This is a genomic window from Aeromonas sp. 95A, from assembly GCF_051919235.1.
Taxonomy (GTDB): domain Bacteria; phylum Pseudomonadota; class Gammaproteobacteria; order Enterobacterales; family Aeromonadaceae; genus Aeromonas; species Aeromonas veronii.
The window spans coordinates 169,061-183,183 of record NZ_JBQBFC010000001.1; the positions used below are offsets into that span (position 1 = coordinate 169,061).

At 62.0% G+C, this 14,123-nt stretch carries 10 protein-coding genes; all 10 read right to left on the minus strand.

Features of this window, described 5'->3' with window-relative positions:
* Nucleotides 1–32 precede the first annotated feature (32 nt).
* Nucleotides 33–1,418: an NADH-quinone oxidoreductase subunit NuoF gene (nuoF, locus tag ACTG2U_RS00685; RefSeq protein ID WP_227340743.1), complete on the minus strand. Its 1,386-nt coding sequence runs from the start codon at nt 1,416–1,418 to the stop codon at nt 33–35.
* A complete protein-coding gene (gene nuoE, locus ACTG2U_RS00690; RefSeq protein WP_005337236.1) occupies nt 1,415–1,957 on the minus strand; it encodes an NADH-quinone oxidoreductase subunit NuoE in 543 nt (180 codons plus the stop codon). Before nuoE ends, nuoF begins: the two co-directional genes overlap by 4 nt.
* A gap of 80 nt (nt 1,958–2,037) precedes the next feature.
* Nucleotides 2,038–3,843: an NADH-quinone oxidoreductase subunit C/D gene (nuoC, locus tag ACTG2U_RS00695; RefSeq protein WP_040067274.1), complete on the minus strand. Its 1,806-nt coding sequence runs from the start codon at nt 3,841–3,843 to the stop codon at nt 2,038–2,040.
* Between the two features lie 2 nt (nt 3,844–3,845).
* Nucleotides 3,846–4,520 carry a NuoB/complex I 20 kDa subunit family protein gene (locus ACTG2U_RS00700; RefSeq protein WP_005344917.1) on the minus strand — a complete coding sequence of 225 codons (675 nt, stop codon included), beginning with the start codon at nt 4,518–4,520 and terminating at the stop codon, nt 3,846–3,848.
* A 29-nt stretch (nt 4,521–4,549) separates the two neighbouring features.
* Entirely contained in the window at nt 4,550–4,954 is a 405-nt protein-coding gene (locus ACTG2U_RS00705; protein ID WP_005344919.1) for an NADH-quinone oxidoreductase subunit A, read from the minus strand.
* A 376-nt stretch (nt 4,955–5,330) separates the two neighbouring features.
* A complete protein-coding gene (locus ACTG2U_RS00710; RefSeq protein ID WP_127006467.1) occupies nt 5,331–5,900 on the minus strand; it encodes a DUF1566 domain-containing protein in 570 nt (189 codons plus the stop codon).
* A 13-nt stretch (nt 5,901–5,913) separates the two neighbouring features.
* A complete protein-coding gene (locus tag ACTG2U_RS00715; RefSeq protein ID WP_439973874.1) occupies nt 5,914–7,353 on the minus strand; it encodes a DUF1566 domain-containing protein in 1,440 nt (479 codons plus the stop codon).
* A gap of 59 nt (nt 7,354–7,412) precedes the next feature.
* Nucleotides 7,413–9,860: a proprotein convertase P-domain-containing protein gene (locus ACTG2U_RS00720; RefSeq protein WP_439973875.1), complete on the minus strand. Its 2,448-nt coding sequence runs from the start codon at nt 9,858–9,860 to the stop codon at nt 7,413–7,415.
* Entirely contained in the window at nt 9,857–11,863 is a 2,007-nt protein-coding gene (locus tag ACTG2U_RS00725) for a prolyl oligopeptidase family serine peptidase (protein WP_439973876.1), read from the minus strand. The genes ACTG2U_RS00720 and ACTG2U_RS00725 overlap by 4 nt, the downstream gene beginning before the upstream one ends.
* Entirely contained in the window at nt 11,863–13,980 is a 2,118-nt protein-coding gene (locus ACTG2U_RS00730; RefSeq protein WP_439973877.1) for a TonB-dependent hemoglobin/transferrin/lactoferrin family receptor, read from the minus strand. The genes ACTG2U_RS00725 and ACTG2U_RS00730 overlap by 1 nt, the downstream gene beginning before the upstream one ends.
* Nucleotides 13,981–14,123 lie beyond the last annotated feature (143 nt).

A 14,123-nucleotide genomic window follows, 5' to 3' on the forward strand; every position in this document is an offset into this window, starting at 1 on the left:
CTGAAACCTGTTTTGTGAAATCTGTGGTGTCGTTACCAGCGCTCGCCCAGCAGATTGGGCTGGATCCCTTTGACCGGCTTGCGGTTATCACCGCTGCCTTTGATCCCGGCCTCGAATTCGGAGCGGAAATATTTGATGGCGCTGGCCAGCGGCTCGACGGCGCCCGGTGCGTGGGCGCAGAAGGTCTTGCCCGGGCCAAGGAAACCGCAGAGTTGTTCCAGAGTCGCCAGATCGCCGGATTGCCCTTCGCCACGTTCCAGTGCCCGTAGCAGCTTGACGCTCCAGGGCAGGCCATCGCGACAGGGCGTGCACCAGCCACACGACTCGCGGGCGAAGAACTCCTCCATGTTGCGCAGCAGGGAGACCATGCTGATGGAGTCATCCACCGCCATGGCGAGGCCAGTCCCCATCCGGGTACCGACCTTGCCGATACCGGCGGTATACATCTGGGCATCGAGGTGCTCCGGCAGCAGGAAGCCGGTGCCTGCGCCGCCCGGTTGCCAGGCTTTCAGGCGATAGCCGCTCTTCATGCCGCCGGCGTAATTTTCAAACAGCTCGCGGGCGGTGATGCCAAACGGCAGCTCCCAGACCCCGGGGTTGTTCACCTTGCCGGAGAAGCCCATCAGCTTGGTGCCGTGATCTTCCGAGCCCGGCAGCGCCAGCCCGTGATACCAGGCGACCCCGTTGCCGATAATGGCGGGGACGTTGCAGAGGGTCTCGACGTTGTTGACGCAGGTGGGTTTGCCCCAGACGCCGGAAACGGCGGGGAAGGGGGGTTTGGCGCGCGGGTTGGCACGGCGCCCTTCCAGCGAGTTGATCAACGCCGTCTCTTCACCACAGATGTAGCGGCCGGCGCCGGTGTGGACGAACAGCTCGAAGTCAAAACCGGATCCCAGAATGTTCTTGCCCAGCAGACCGGCGGCCTTGGCCTCTTCCACCGCACGGCGCAGGTGGATGGCGGCATCAACGTATTCGCCACGCAGGAAGATGTAGCCGCGATAGGCTTTGAGCGCCCGGGCACTGATGATCATCCCCTCGATCAGCAGATGGGGCAGTTGCTCCATCAGCAGGCGATCTTTCCAGGTGTTGGGCTCCATCTCGTCGGCGTTGCAGAGCAGGTAACGAATGTTCATGCTCTCGTCTTTGGGCATCAGCCCCCACTTCACGCCAGTGGGGAAGCCTGCACCGCCGCGCCCCTTGAGACCGGCATCCTTGACGGTACTGACAATCTCGTCCGGGCTCATCTGGCCGAGCGCCTTGCGCACCGCTTCATAGCCCTGTTTGGCCTGATACTCCTCCAGCCACACCGGCTGGCCGTCATCCCGCAGCCGCCAGGTGAGCGGGTGGGTCTCGGGGGCTCGCGGGGTGCGATTGGCGGTGCCAAGAGAGGCGAGGAGTTTGTTCTGCGGCAGGCTCATGGGTAAGCCTCCAGCGTTTTCAGCAAGGTCACCGGATCGAGGCCGCCATAGGTGTCGTCATCGATCATGATCGCTGGCCCCTTGTCGCAGTTGCCAAGGCAGCAGACCGGCAGCAGGGTGAAGCGGCCATCCGGGGTGGTTTGACCGGGGCCGAGGTTCATCACCTCCTTGAGACCGGCCAGCAGATCTTCATGGCCATTGATGTAGCAGACCATGCTGTCGCAGACGCGGATGATGTGACGCCCTACCGGCTGGCGGAAGATCTGGCTATAGAAGGTGGCAACCCCCTCCACGTCGCTGGCGGGAATGCCGAGCTCGGCCGCGATGGCGTGAATGGCGCCGTCAGGTACCCAGCCTCTGGCCTGCTGCACGATCTTGAGCGCTTCGATGCTGGCGGCGCGGGGATCTTCGTAGTGGTGTTTCTCGTGTTCGATGGCATCGCGTTCAGCCTGGCTCAGAACGAAGTCGTCCTGTTTGCTGCTGCATGCCCCTTGCCCCTGTGGGGTCTGATTATTGTGACACTGACATTGCTGGCTCATGACTTGACCTTTGGTGGCTTGTCCTTTTACTGCTCGTCCGGCGATCCCGATTCCCGGCCATGGCCGGGATGGCGGATCACTTAACGGTCCACATCCGACATAACAAAATCGATACTGCCCAGATAGACGATGAGGTCCGACACCATGCTGCCCTTGATCACCGAGGGGATCTGCTGCAGGTGAGCAAAGCTCGGGGTGCGGATCCGGGTCCGGTAGCTCATGGTGGAGCCGTCACTGGTCAGGTAGTAACTGTTGACCCCCTTGGTCGCCTCAATCATCTGGAACGACTCGGCAGCGGGCATCACCGGGCCCCAAGACACTTGCAGGAAGTGGTTGATCAGGGTCTCGATGTGCTGCAGGGTGCGCTCTTTCGGCGGCGGCGTGGTGAGGGGGTGATCCGCCTTGAAGGGGCCCTCCGGCATGTTCTTCATGCACTGCTCGATGATCGACATGCTTTGGCGGATCTCCTCGATCCGCACGGTGGCTCTGTCGTAGGCATCGCCATTGCTGCCGACCGGCACTTCAAAGTCGAACTGGTCATAGCCCGAATAGGGGCGCCACTTGCGCACGTCGAAGTTGAGGCCGGTGGCGCGCAATCCGGCCCCCGTGGTGCCCCAGGACAACGCCTGCTCGGTGGTGTAGGCAGAGACGCCTATGGTTCGACCCCGCAGTATGCTGTTGCGCATCGCCGCTTTTTCGTAATCCATCAGCCGCTTGGGCAGCCAGCTCAGCAGGTTGTCCTGCACCAGCCGTTGCCATCCCTTCGGCAGGTCGTGGGCCACACCGCCGATGCGGAACCAGGCCGGGTGCATGCGGGCACCGGTGATCGCTTCGATGATGGTGTAGATCTTCTGCCGATCGGTGAAGGTGAAGAAGACCGGGGTCATGGCCCCCACGTCCTGAATATAGGTTCCGAGGAACAAGAGGTGGCTCTGGATGCGGAACAGCTCCGCCATCATCACCCGGATCATGTCGACCCGCTGCGGCACCTTGATGCCGGCCAGCTTCTCGACCGCCAGCACATAGGGGAGGTTGTTCATCACCCCGCCCAGATACTCGACCCGGTCGGTATAGGGGATGTAGCTGTGCCAGGACTGGCGCTCACCCATCTTCTCGGCACCGCGATGGTGATAGCCGATGTCAGGCACGCAGTTGCGGATCTCCTCGCCATCGAGCTGCAACACCAACCGGAAGGCGCCGTGAGCAGAGGGGTGGTTGGGGCCGAGGTTGAGGAACATGTAGTCCTCGTTCTCGTTGCCGCGGGCCAGCCCCCACTCTTCCGGTTTGAACAGCAGGTTCTCCTGCTCCATGTCCTGTTTGGCGGCATCGAGCATGAAGGGATCGAATTCGGTGGCGCGCGCCGGGTAATCCTTGCGCAGCGGGTGACCCTGCCAGCTCTTGGGCATCATGATGCGGGTCAGATGGGGGTGGCCATCGAAGGTGATGCCCATCAGATCCCACACTTCCCGCTCGTACCAATTGGCATTGGGGAAGTGGTTGGTGATGGTGGGAAGATGCAGGTCACTTTCGGCCAGCGCCACTTTCAACATCACATCGGCGTTACGGTCGATGGAGATGAGGTGATAGAAGACGGTGAAATCGCTCTGGGGCAGACCGTCGCGATGGCTGCGCAGCCGCTCATCGGTGGCGCTGAGATCAAACAGCATCACAAACGGGGAGGGCACCTTGCGCAAAAAGCCCATCACATCCTGCAGCAGTTCGCGGGGGAGCCAGACCACCGGCACGCCGGTGCGTGTGGTCTGCACGGTGAAGTGCTCGGCCCCGAAGTGGGCAAACAGTTCGCCAATGACTTTGGCATCCTTGTGGTCGCTGGGCTGCCACTGGGCCATGGCGTAATTGCTGGGAAAATCACGAGTCAGTTTCATGGTCAGATCTCATCCGGCGTGCGCAGGTTGGTCACATTGATCCGTTCGCCGCGCTTGCGCTCTTTTTCGGCCTGCATCTGGGGACGGTAGATCCCCTGATCGCCCACCACCCAGGAGAGGGGGCGGCGCTCTTTGCCGATGGAGTCCTGCAGCAGCATCAGGGCTTGCAAAAAGGCTTCGGGACGGGGCGGGCAACCCGGAATGTAGACGTCGACCGGCAGGAACTTGTCCACCCCCTGCACCACGGAATAGATGTCATACATGCCGCCGGAGTTGGCACAGGCGCCCATGGAGATCACCCACTTGGGTTCGAGCAACTGTTCATACAGGCGCTGGATGACTGGCGCCATCTTGATGAAGGGGGTCCCTGCAATCACCATGAAATCGGCCTGACGGGGCGAAGCGCGGATAACTTCGGCGCCGAAGCGGGCCACATCGTGGGGGGAGGTGAAGGCGGTACACATCTCCACGTAGCAGCAGGAGATGCCGAAGTTGTAAGGCCAGAGGGAGTTTTTGCGGCCCCAGTTGACTGTGTCTTGCAGCACCTCCTCGAGACGGCCCATCATGATGCCGCGCGTCGCTTCTTGCGCCAGTGGGTCATCGACGGTCTGGCGCTGCTCCTGGGGGTAGCGCTCAACGGGTGCATCCGGGTCAATCCGGGTCAGGGTGTACTTCATGGTGCAACCTCAAGGAAAGGGTCTGTGGTTCAATCACTGTTTTTGTTGTTCAACTGCGGTTTGCGCGGTGACCAGTCCAGTGCGCCGATGCGCCAGAGGTAGATCAGGCCGATAAGCAGCAGTCCGATGAAAATGGTGGCTTCAATAAAGCCGACCCAGCCACTCTCCCGCACGGAGACAGACCAGGCAAACAGGTAGAGCGCCTCGACGTCGAAGATGACGAAGAACATGGCGACCAGATAGAACTTGGCGGAAAAACGCAGGCGGGCACTGCCGACCGAGTCGACACCAGATTCAAATGGCTTGTTCTTGGTGCGGCCGTAGGCACGACCTCCCAGCAGGGCGGCGAGGCCTATCATCACCAGACAGATGGTGATGGCACCGATGACATAAATGGCAAAAGCCCAATGTTGAGCAGAAATATCAGCAAACATAGAGGTTTTTCCTAACCAAATTAATCAAGCGACTTAACAATAATGTTACGCATTATGACACTTTCGCACTGATTTACATGTCATTTTTACGGGTTAATTATTAATCGGTTAACCGGTAATTAAATTTTGTTAAGAAGCGCACTTTTTTGCTGGTTATGGCGGGTGGGAAAGGCCTGGAAAGCGCAGAGAGCTGCTCCTCGTCATCACCTGAAAGGGGTAAATGCCGCGTGCGAAGCCGGATCAGGTCGGTATCGCGGGCAGGGGGCACTGGCGGGAGAAGAGCGTGATGGCGGGTGAGCTAGGGGGGCAAGAACAATAAAAAGAGAGGCTTTCAAGCCTCTCCTGTCATCGCGTTCCGGTTTCGAGCGTGGGGCGGTCAGGGTTTATTGGCGACCAGCAAGACCTGATCCGGGTAGGCGCCAATGGAGCGAAGACCGATATCTCCCGAGGTGATATCCAGATACGCCCGCTGACCATTGGCGGAGGTTACCGTGCTGCTCATCAGATAGACATAGCCCTCATTGACCTCTTTACCGCCCCCCGCCATGGCGCGCGGGAAAATGGCTTCATTGAGAGAGGGCTTGTAGCAGGCATGCTCGACCAGGGTCGCCAGCTCCTTGATGTCGGGCAGGCGCCACTGGCTGATACCGCCGAAGTGATAGAGAGCATGGCTGCTGTCACTGCGGATCCGCTCCGCCACTTGCAGCCCCTGCTGCCAGTAGTAAACGGTCGGTTCCCCCAGGCAACTGCTGCCACTCCATGTCTGTCCCAGTTTGCAGCGCATCCAGGTGAGGCCGGTGTGTTGATCCGTGACAGTGCCGTTGCCATGGTCAAGAAAACGGGCAGAGGGGGCGGTGCGATCCATGGTGTCATCACAGATGGCAGCACCGTGGGCCAGGGGGGCCATCAGTGCCAGCATGGCGAACGAAAAGCGATAAAGGCTCATGATATTCCTCGGATTATTGGGGAGTGGCGACCAGTCGTACCTGCATCAGCTCGATATAGGTATCTTGCTGCACCAGCGCGGGATAGGTGGTGCCCGCATCTTCTCCCAAGAGCAGGACTGTGCGTTTGCTGATGGGGCCACCGGAGAAGCGCTGGGCGGTGTTGCTGGTGGCGCTCCAGTAGTAGCCATCGTAGGTGTCATCTTCCGAGGGGGCGATATCCGGGAAGTAACGGGTGTCCACGATGATGCGCTGACCCAGCGGGTCCTTGGCCAGGCTACCGTAGTGCATCAGTGACATCAGCTCACCCATGGTGGGCAGCCGCCACTGGCTGATGCCGCAGCGCTGCTCGCCATTGAGCCACTGTTGATACGCGCGGGTGGTCAGCATGGTGGTCAGCGCCTGTGCCCGGGCGAGGGCCGCCAGATCTCCTTCGGCGGTGAGCTGTTCGATCCTGTTATGAATATGCTGGTAGGCCGCTTGCTGCTCGCCTGCGGTCGCCTTGAACTGCTCATCCTCATAGGCAAAGGGTCTGCTTTTCCAGTCCGGACTCAAGGGATCATCCGATTTGACCTCCCACACCAGACCGGTATTGAGATCCTTGACGCACTGCCAGCTCGGCGCGTTGTCGGGGAGCACCTGACCGCGATCATCGAGCTTGCGATAGGCAAGCTGGGGACGAGTGCGATTCCAGCTGGCATCTTGTCCCGGATAGTCGTCGGGCTCCTGTTCCAGCAGCGGATCGTTGCCATCGCTGAAGGTGGTGACGCCGGTGACGGTCAGCAGGTTGCGTGGCTGCTGCTGCACCAGCAGGGTCAGCAGCTCGCTTTGGCTCTCTTCAGCAAACTGGCCGTTGCGCTGCCACTCCTGAGCCAATTGCGCCAGCATCAGGCTGATGGCGCGATAGCTGGTGGTGAGCAACTGGGTCTCCTTGGTGGTGGCAAGGCGTGTGCGGGCCTGTTGCTGCAAGCTGATCGCCACCTGTTGTAGCGCCTGATCAAACTGGCCGAGACCTGCGAGGGCCGCGCGGTCGCTGCCCGGTTGCAGCGGCGCGAGATCGGCCAGCAGCTGCGTCAGTGCGCGATCGGCGGCCACCCCTTCGGCAATGCGGCTCTGCCACAGGGTGCTGAGCAGGGTCGGTTGTAGCCGTTGTGGATCCCCTTTGGCGGCCGGATGTGCCAGCAGCAGTCCTCCGCTCCTCGGTACGAACAGCAGGGGCGAGTTGACGATGTTGGCCGAACGGCTGACCAGGGCCACAACTCCTTCGCCGCTGACGGCAGGGTCGGCAGGATCACATTGCCAGTTCTGATCCAGATCGGCGCACAGGGTACCGGCGGTTGGCAGGGCGACATCGACCCGGTAGTCCGGGATCGCCAGTGGTGCGTTATCTTCCCCGCCGCCACAGGCGCTGAGCAGGGCTGAGAGGGTTGCAATAACCAGTACGGATGGTTTCACTTCACATTCCTTGATTCGGTCACAGGTTCACGGGGGCGGTAACCCCCGTGGTACAGGATTCAACGGCGCGGGGTGCTCCGGCGCCAGAGGCGGGGCCAGAGGGCCAGCAACAGCAGCAGGGGGGAAGCCGTGCCGCCACCCCCTTCATCCTGCTCAAGGGGAATGATGCCGGTGTTGGGCAGGGCTTCATCCTTGTCACAGCGGGCGCCGACTTGCTGGGCTACCCGCCAGTTGCGCAACTGACCGGTGTCACCGGCGCTGGTGTCGTTGATCTCCAGCAGCCAGCGGCCAGCGAGCGGTTCGCCGTGCAGCTTGCCCAGCGATTCGAACGGTACCAGTTCACGGGGAAACTCCCCCTTAAGCCGGGTATGGCTGGCGTAGCCCTTGTTCCACAGGCTGATCCGGGTGCCGTAAGGGGAGGTGAGCCAGACCTCCAGCTGCTCCAGTTTGCTATGCTCCAGATCGAGGGCGACCACGAATCCGCTGTCGATGCGGGCCTTGCTCTCGGGCAGGGTGAGAGTGAAGCGGGACAGGCCGTGCCGTTCATCGCTCACCGCATCCTTGATCTGGCCACCCTGGCCGATGGCCCGCAGCCAGAGCGGTTCACCGATCGGCAGTTGCAGGTCAAGGCGGGTCTGGCGCTCGGTGGGGCTGGGCAGGGTGAGCTGGAACTGCAGCGGCAAGGTGACTGCCTCGCCACAGGTCAGGTTGCTCGCTGCTTCCAGCGGCAGGGTCCAGCGGGCGCTGCCATCGGCGTTGAGCTCTCCCTGCCAGTGACCGTCACCCATGAGCCCCTTGGTCGGGAGCTGGCTGGCGTCGGCCACGGTCAGGGGCCGGCCGCTCTGGTTGGTCAATTCGATGGCGAGGCTCTTTTTCTCCCCGGGCAGAATGTAGCTGTCATCGGCAAGGCGGGCCGCGATGGGCGTGGGCAGCAAGGCGTGGTGGCGGAAGGCCTGCTCCAGCAGCTTGCCATAGCTGCGATCCGGATAGAGGCGGTTGGCGGTATCCACGGTGACCCGCGCCAGCTGGGGCATCCGCACCTGCGGGCCGAGGCCGAAGTGGGATTCAATCAGCAGGGTATCGAACTCGTCACGGGCTACCTCGCCATATTGTTCAACGGTCTGGCGCAGCGCGGTGAAGAGCGGGGTGCCCCACAGCTGGTCGCCGTTGCTGCCGTTGATGGTGAGGTGAGCCGGATAGAGGAAGCCCGGATGATAGCGCGCCCGCAGATCATCGAGCTGACGGGGCGTCCGGCCGCTGATCCTGGCATCCCAGTTGAAGACCATGAAAGGCTCGAACTGGCGGGCTTCGGGACTGCGCTGGCGCCAGCTGGCGGCCAGATAGTCGCTAAAGCCCTCGCCGATGGCGCCCCAGTCCCCTTCTTCTCCCATGTCGGGCAGGATATGGTGCTGCACCGCATGGCCAAACTCGTGCCAGATCACCATGGGATCTTCCGCATCGGGCACCCCGATCCGGCCAATTTCCAACCGGCGCAGGAAGGGGTCATAGAGAGAGTTGTCCTGCTCCCCGGCATCGGTATCGATAGCCAGGGGGCCGCCCATCAGCGTCGGGTAGCCAAGGGATTCCACATGGCGCTGGGCCAGATCCAGATGGTAGTAGCCATTGATATCGAGGAAGGCGGGCTGCTGGTGATCCAGCTGGAAGCCATCGGCATCAGGGCTGCTAAAGGGGGCAGTTTCCGGCGCCGTGCCATCCACGACCCGCGCGCGAGGGCCATTTAGCTGGTAGGTGTCATCCACCTTTTGTACCGTGAGCGGCACGGTGCGATAGGCCCGGTTGTCCAGCACCAGATCGTGGCGCCACAGCAGGTTGCCATCTTGCAGCTGGGTGCGTGGGTCGAGGGCAAAGATGCGGGCCTGCACCGTAGCCGCTTCCCCTGCCTGCGGGACCGCTTCGGCACGGGTGTTGGCCTCTTGCAGCGTGCGCCCCAGCAGGGCGCTGCCATCGCAGGTGACAAACAGTTGCCAGTGGCTGCTTTTGCTGTTGCCCGGCTGGCTTTCCACCGCCAGCAGGCGCCAGGCCGCAGTCAGTGTGTCGCCATCCTGCCAGTACCAGGGCTGGGCTTCGTCACTGCCAGCGAATTTCCACACCGTACCATCCAGCGTGGCGGTATAGGCATCCACCCCGGCGCGGTTTGCCTCATCACATGGAGCCGCCTGTGCCTGCATCAGCCGGGTATTGTGATAAAGGCGCCACGGGCGACCCTGCTCATCGAGACTGACGGCGGCCATCAGGCCGGCGATCGGTGCGCCATTGAGCTGCTGGCGATAATGCAGATAGTGGCCCAGCTTGCCTTGGCGCTGATAGGCCGGGGCATCACTCAGGGTGACGCCGAGCTGCTGTTCGAGCCAGAGGCGGGTATCGGCCGGGGCGTCCTGTTCGACAAAACGCAGTTCGGCGGCCTGAGTGGAAAAGCCAGCCAGCCCCAGCAAGAGGGCGGGCAACAGGGGTTTCATAGTGGTACTCCCAATCAGCGGCAGGGTCATTGATTGATCCCCGCCAGATGCAACAAGAAGGCAAATTCACGAGCCCGATCGCCACCACCGGCGCGGTGGCCTCCCTCCAGTTCGGTCAGCAGCAGGTAGGGGCCGGAGCCCGTGCTGTGCTCCCGCAGGCGGGCCAGCCACTTGACCGGCTCCCAGTAGGGCACCTGGCTGTCGTGCAGGGCGGTAGTGACCAGCAGGGGCGGGTAGGGGGCGCGGTGCAGGTTGTCGTAGGGGCTGATGCGGCGCATCGCCTGATACTCTGCGGGCTTGGCCGGATTGCCCCACTCCTGATACTCCTGACGGGTCAAGGGGAGGGCAGGATCGCTCATGGTGCCGAGCATATCGACGAAGGGAACCTGCAACACGGCGCCGCTAAAGAGTGTCGGTTGCTGGTTGAGGGCCGCAGCAACCAGCGTGCCCCCCGCGCTGCCCCCCATGGCAAACAGAGGCAGGGGAGCAGAGTCGGGCGACCAGTGGCGCAGGGCGTTGCTGGCTGCGATAAAATCGCTGATGCCGTTCTGCTTGTTGATGCCCCGTCCGTCGCGGGTCCACTGCTGCCCCAGCATGCCGCCGCCGCGCACATGGGCGATGGCGTAGACAAAGCCGCGATCCAGCAGGCTTAACAGCTCTTTCTGGTAGTAGGGGCGCATCGGCGTGCCATAGGCGCCATAGCCATAGAGCAGCACGGCACGGGGGGCCAGATCTTTGCGCCACACCAGCGAGACAGGCACCCGGGTGCCATCGGCAGAGGTGATCCAGCGCCGCTCGCTCTGATAGGGCAATGCTTTATTGCCTGCGGTGTGCTGGTCGTTGATCCACTGGCCGCTGATCAAATCCAGCCAGCGCTGGCCGGGGGGCTGGCTCAAGCCCTGACTGCGCACCAAAATGCGGTCGCTGGCCGGGTCATGTTCTCCTTGCAGCCAGCCGGTACCGGCGCCACTGGCCAGCGGCAGGCGCTGGCGTTCATGGCCGTTGCGGTCGAGCAGGGCGAGCCAATCCTCCCCCTGCTGGCGAAACTGCACCACCAGATGGCGATCAAACAGTCGCCACTTGTCGGGATCGCCGAGATCCTCCTCTTTGGTGGGCCACAGGCGCTGCCACTCACCGAGCGGCGTGCTGGCTGAATAGAGGGCAAATGCCCCCTCCCGGTTGCTCTTGATCACCCAGCCGGATTGGCTGTCCAGATAGTATTCCACCCCGCGCTGGCGGGGTTTGACCTGCTGCGGCTTGCCCGAGTCGAGCAGGTACTGCTCCGAGCTATCGTGGTTGTTGCCCTGCAACACCAGATGTTGGCCATCCGTGGTGCGATAGAGGCTGAGCAGCCAGGCGGGATCCTGCTCCTCATAGAGAGTCTGCTCCTGGCCATTCTGCCAGCTGCGCAGCTGCCAGGGACGCAGGGTGTAGCGCTCGTTGGCGATGGTGTAAAGGGTGCGACCATCTTGTGACCAGGCGAGATCAGCGCTGCGCTGTGCCAAACTGGCCAGCGCCTTGCCGCTCTGGAGATCGAGCAGGGTGACCTGATAGTCGAGATCGCCGCGCCTGTCTTCGGCGATGGCCAGTGTGAGGTTATCCGGGCTCAGTGCCCAGCCGCCCGCTTCGTAATAGGCCTCACCCGCTCTGGCGGGAAGCCGCTGCTGCACCTTGCCCCCGTGGCGTTGCCAGAGTGAGCCATCCGGGCGCAGCAGCCATGCCTGATCGCCGCGGACAAGCCAGTTCTCTGGCACAGATTCCCCCGCCGGATGACGGGCAAACTCGGCGCGCAAGGTTGCTTCCAGCGGCTGCTGCGCGGCGAGCTGCTGCTCGCTCCAGCGATTTTGCTGCTTGAGCAGGGCGAGAATGGCCGGGTTGCTACGGCTCTCGTCCCGCAACCAGAAGTAGGGATCCTGGCGTACGGGATTGCCTGAAATCAGGTGCGATTGGGACGGGATCGGCGGTGGCAGGGCCTCTTGCGCCCACGCCAACGGGACGGCCAACAGGGCCGCCATGATTGCATGATGTTTCATCACATCCCCACGAAACGGTAGCTGAGGCTGGCTGACAGGTAGCGGCCGCTCTGGCTGTAGAGGGAGGTGTCGCTGCCAGCCGGGAGTCCGGCCACATCCTGATAGCGGACATAGCGGGTATCGAGCAGGTTGCCGATGGTGGCATTGACCTTGAGCGCCTCGGTGATCTGCCAGTCGCCGGTGAGATCCAGACTGAACCAGCCTGCGCTGCTCTGGCAGGCACCGTTGTAGCCAGTCTGCGCATTGGCGCATTGGGGCACCTTGGTCATGGCGGCGGCATAGTTGCCACTGAGCTCAACCCCCCAGTCGAGCTGTTGCCAGCGCAGGGTGGTGTTGCCTTCCAGCGGTGTCTGGGTGCGCAGCGGCTCACCGCGGTGATCCTTGCCATCCATCCAGGCCAGATTAGTCGAAAGCTCCCACTCGTCGCTCAGCCAGAGGCTGGCGGCCAGCTCGGCGCCCCAGGTTTCTGCTTTGGCAACGTTGCGATATTGGCGCAGGAAGACACCGTCATCGAGGCGAAAACCGGTCTGGCGCCAGTCGATGAAGTTGTAGTAGCGGTTGTAGAAAACGGCCGGTTTGACGCTCCAGTTGTCGCTTTGGCCATTCACTCCCCACTCCAGACTGTGGCTGGTCTCCTCCTTGAGGTTGGGGTTGGCAATGATCTCGAACGGCGGCATGGCAAAGTAGTGAGGAATGTTGCCGTAAACCTGATCGTAAGCGGGGGCGCGGAAGCCGTTGGCATAGCTGAGCCAGCTGCGCCATGTTTCGTTGAAGCGGTAACTGGCCGCCACACTGGGGGAGATGTGGTCGCTGTGGTTCTCGGCCAGATTGCTGTCCGGTGCGCGCAGGCGCTGGCGGTCAAAGCGCAGGGTCGGGGTAAACTGCCAGTTGCCCAGATCGATCACATCGCTCAGCCAGATGCCATCGCGGCGGGTCTCGGCCTTGCTGAAGGGGGCTTTCTGTCCCTGGGTGGTGATGCCATCTTCCAGGGTCAGATTGCTGACCGGCCGCTCGTGGTTGGCCTGCTCCAGCTCCACACCGTAGCTGAAGGTGTGATCCAGCGAGCCGGTGCTCAGCTTGCTCTGCAGCTCCAGCTCACTGCCAAGGCGCAGCTCCTCGAATGTGGAGAGGGTGCGCTGGCTGCGATATCTGGGATAGCCGCTCAGGGCATCGTTGCGCAGCAGCTGGCGCTGGTTGGCTTCGTTGCGTGACTGGTTGCCAAACAGGCTCCAGTTGAGGGTATCGACCATGCCCAGATCGCTGGCTTCCCAGCTGAACTTGCCGCCCTGGGTGCGCTGATCGCCATCTTCCTGAAAACCGACCACGTCCCAGCTGCCATCGGGTTGGGGCACCGCTTTGGGCCCCATCTGGCGTTTGGCGTGATCCTCGTAGTAGTCCAGCTCCAGCCGCAGAGCGTGATGGGCATTGAGGGGGAGGCGGCTGCTGGTGGAGGCGCTCATGCCATCCAGATCCGCCGGAATGCGGTTCTCTTCAAAGTTGGCGGTTTCGTTGCCGCGCCAGCCGGAGAGGCGCAACAAATGTTCGCTCTCCAGTGCCCGCACCGCGCTGGTCATGCTGAGCTTCTTCTTGTTGCTGTCGCCACCGTAGAGGGTTTTGGCCGCCAGATAGCTATCTTGCTGTTGCAGATAATCTTCCGGCTGCTTGGTATTCATCACCACGGTGCCGCCGATGGCATCGGAGCCATGCAGGGAGGAGCCGGCCCCCTTGGCCACCTCAATCTGCTTGATGTCATCAAGGTCGAAGTTGAAGCGACCCACCTTGTCATTGATGTTGTCGGCGCCAAAGCCGTCGCTGACGCGCACCCCATCCTTGATCAGCAGGATACGGTTGCCCCCGATGCCGCGCACGCTGATGTTTTGCGGTCGCCCGGCAGAGCCGGTGACCGAGACACCGGGGATCTTGCGAAACACATGAGTCAGCTCGCTGGCGACCTGACGGTCCAGCTCTTCCTGGGTGATGACGGTGATGGAGCCGGAAACATCGGAGAGTTTCTGTTGTACCCGTTGCCCGGTGACAATGATGGTGTCGTCGCTGCGAGCCTTCTCCACAGGGGGAGATCGGCCGCGCCAGCGGAGGCACAAAGGAGTGCCGGCCATGCCTGAAGCAGTTTGTTCATAATGATAATTGTTTTTATTTAAGCCTGAGGGGCGGCATTATTGCAGAGGCCTGACCACTTGACAATAAATGGCAATCATTATCATTAAGATCTTATGGTATTGATATTATTGAGTTATTTGTT

What these genes read in the sequence shown, in the direction of transcription:
- nuoF (WP_227340743.1), bottom strand. Translation starts at nt 1,418, where the DNA reads ATGAGCCTGCCGCAGAACAAACTCCTCGCCTCTCTTGGCACCGCCAAT.
- ACTG2U_RS00725 (WP_439973876.1), bottom strand. Translation starts at nt 11,863, where the DNA reads ATGAAACATCATGCAATCATGGCGGCCCTGTTGGCCGTCCCGTTGGCG.
- ACTG2U_RS00720 (WP_439973875.1), bottom strand. Translation starts at nt 9,860, where the DNA reads ATGACCCTGCCGCTGATTGGGAGTACCACTATGAAACCCCTGTTGCCC.
- ACTG2U_RS00730 (WP_439973877.1), bottom strand. Translation starts at nt 13,980, where the DNA reads ATGGCCGGCACTCCTTTGTGCCTCCGCTGGCGCGGCCGATCTCCCCCT.
- ACTG2U_RS00705 (WP_005344919.1), bottom strand. Translation starts at nt 4,954, where the DNA reads ATGTTTGCTGATATTTCTGCTCAACATTGGGCTTTTGCCATTTATGTC.
- ACTG2U_RS00700 (WP_005344917.1), bottom strand. Translation starts at nt 4,520, where the DNA reads ATGAAGTACACCCTGACCCGGATTGACCCGGATGCACCCGTTGAGCGC.
- ACTG2U_RS00710 (WP_127006467.1), bottom strand. Translation starts at nt 5,900, where the DNA reads ATGAGCCTTTATCGCTTTTCGTTCGCCATGCTGGCACTGATGGCCCCC.
- nuoC (WP_040067274.1), bottom strand. Translation starts at nt 3,843, where the DNA reads ATGAAACTGACTCGTGATTTTCCCAGCAATTACGCCATGGCCCAGTGG.
- nuoE (WP_005337236.1), bottom strand. Translation starts at nt 1,957, where the DNA reads ATGAGCCAGCAATGTCAGTGTCACAATAATCAGACCCCACAGGGGCAA.